Consider the following 1,775-nt stretch of genomic DNA (forward strand, 5'->3'; position numbering starts at 1 on the left):
CCTACGCGCTGCCCGAATCCCAGCTGGACCGCTTTCTGATGCGCATCTCCCTGGGCTACCCGGACCGTGCGGCTGAGCGCGCACTGCTCGCAGGCGAGGACCGCCGCGCCATGGTGGACCACCTGCCCAGCCTGCTGCAGGGAGATGAGCTCGATCGCCTGCAGCAGGCGGTGCAAGCCGTGCATGCCGCCGACCCGCTGCTGGACTATGTGCAAGACCTGATCACCGCGACCCGCAGCGGCCGCTGGTTCCTGCAAGGTCTGTCGCCCCGCGCCGGTATTGCGTTGCTGCGAGCCGCCAAAGCCCAGGCCCTGATCAGCGGCCGGGACTACGTGGCTCCCGACGATGTGCAGGCCGTGCTGCCGCAAACCATTGCGCACCGGCTGATTCCGGTGGGTGACGCGGGGCGCGGTGCCGAAGAGCAGGTGCGCGCCATGTTGCAATCGGTTCCGCTGAGGTAATGAAGCCCCCCCCAAGCGCCGTTGGCGCCTCCCCCCCAGGGGGGCGCACCCAATGGCCCAGCGAAGCTGGCTCCACGGGTGCCCACTGGTGGAATCCAGTGGGATTAGTACGCCAGCGCTTTCAAGCCTGGTGGCAGGCGCGCTTGCCACTCAAGGACAGCACCACCCTCACCCAGCGCAATGTGTACATCCTGCCCACGCGGCCGGGGTTCATGCTGGGGCTCACGCTGCTGGTGCTGCTGGTGGCCAGCATCAACTACCAGCTTAATCTGGGTTATCTGCTGACCTTCATGCTGACCGGGGCGGCCATCATCGGTGTACATGTGTGCCACGGGACGCTCAGCGGCCTTACTATGCATTTGATAGCGCCTGACGCACATTTCGCGGGCGCCAGCGTGCCATTGGGCATACAACTCAACAACCCCTCCAAACGCAACCGTTACGGCATCGGCCTGGCTGTTCTGGGCAGTGGACACTGGAGCTGGACCGACGTGGGCCCGCAAGGCAGCGCCAAAGTGCAAATCAGCTTCCCCGCCACCGGTCGCGGCCTGCAGCCCGTGCCGGCCCTGACCGCAGAAACGCGCTTTCCGCTGGGGACCTTCCGGGTCTGGACCGTGTGGCGCCCGGCCTCCAAGGTGCTGGTGTACCCCGCGCCGGAGTTGAATCCGCCCCCCTTGCCACCGGGCGAGCCCCGCAGCGGCGGCGCCCAAACCGCGCAGCGCCACACCACCGGCGAGTTCGATGGTGTACGTGCCTACCGCCGGGGCGACCCGCTCAAACTCGTGGTCTGGAAGAAGGCCGCCAAGAGCGACGAACTGGTCAGCCGTGACGCCCAACAAGCCCAGCGACTGGAGCTGTGGCTGGACTTGGGCGCTGTGGAAAGCCAGCTCCGCAGCCGGGCGGCCGGTGCCGCAAGGGAACTAGCCCTCTCGCGCCTGTGTGCCTGGGTGCTGCAAGCCGAAACCCGTGGCCTGCGCTACGGTTTGCGTTTGGGCTCGCACGAGTTGGCGCCCGATAGCGGCCCGGCCCACCAGAAGAACTGCTTGCAAGCCCTGGCGCTGGCCTGAGCCCACCGAACCCCGACCACCGCCATGCTGCAACGCCTTCAAACCCTGCCCCGTGAGGCCCGCGACACCCTGTTTTTGCTGGGGGTGATTGCCTGGGTCATCCTGCCGCAGCTGGACCGCCTGCCCTGGTGGTGCAGCGCGATGGCAGGCGCCGTGCTGCTGTGGCGCGGCGTGCTGGCCTGGGGCAGCCGCCCCCTGCCTTCGCGCTGGTGGCTGTTGGCCTTGCTGGCGCTGGCCACGGCCGGCA

2 protein-coding genes and 1 pseudogene are annotated in these 1,775 nt (G+C 67.9%); all 3 read left to right on the forward strand.

What is annotated here, in order from left to right:
* On the forward strand, positions 1-461 hold a 461-nt coding region (locus tag EBS11_RS28205), incomplete at its 5' end, for a MoxR family ATPase (RefSeq protein ID WP_290608829.1).
* Positions 462-559: 98 nt separating this feature from the next.
* A complete protein-coding gene (locus tag EBS11_RS28210) occupies positions 560-1,528 on the forward strand; it encodes a DUF58 domain-containing protein (protein ID WP_290608831.1) in 969 nt (322 codons plus the stop codon).
* 24 nt (positions 1,529-1,552) lie between these two features.
* Positions 1,553-1,775, forward strand: a pseudogene (locus tag EBS11_RS28215) (DUF3488 domain-containing protein); the annotation flags it as partial.

It is taken from the genome of Janthinobacterium sp., assembly GCF_009923995.1.
Taxonomy (GTDB): Bacteria; Pseudomonadota; Gammaproteobacteria; order Burkholderiales; family Burkholderiaceae_D; genus Janthinobacterium.